General features: G+C 63.3%; 1 protein-coding gene. It reads right to left on the reverse strand.

Translation table 11 applies throughout. From position 1 onward, the window contains the following. Positions 1 to 402, reverse strand: a 402-nt coding sequence (locus EN824_RS36395) for an SMP-30/gluconolactonase/LRE family protein (RefSeq protein WP_245521074.1), incomplete at its 3' end; no start/stop codon positions are given. Between the last annotated feature and the right edge of the window lie 15 nt (positions 403 to 417).

Genomic DNA, 417 nt, shown 5'->3' on the forward strand with positions numbered 1-417 from the left:
ACCCTGGCCGACAAGATACATGCAGATCTCGAAATTGGCGACCAGCATGGCGCCGCTTTTCTTCAGCACTTCGATCGCGCCGCTGACATGGGCGTTATGGCCGTGGGTCAAGAGCACATGGGTCGCGCCTTCCGCCGGTCCTTCCCAGCCGCCGCTCCAGGACGGGTTGCCGACCAGATAGGGGTATATGAGAATGGTGGCGCCATTGGTCTCGACGCGGAACACCCTGATATGCCCGCGCTCGGTGTCGTTGATGAACAGCCGCGATTCGTCGAGCGAGAAGCAGAGCCCGTTGGGCTGCGCGAAATCGTCGGCAAGCAAGGTCAGGGCGCCGTCGCCGTCGATCCGGTAGACAGCCTGGAACGAAAGCGCCTGCTGGCGCGGCACGCCGTAGAATTCCACCCGGCCAAAGCCGGG

The organism is Mesorhizobium sp. M8A.F.Ca.ET.181.01.1.1 (assembly GCF_004792025.1).
Taxonomy (GTDB): domain Bacteria; phylum Pseudomonadota; class Alphaproteobacteria; order Rhizobiales; family Rhizobiaceae; genus Mesorhizobium.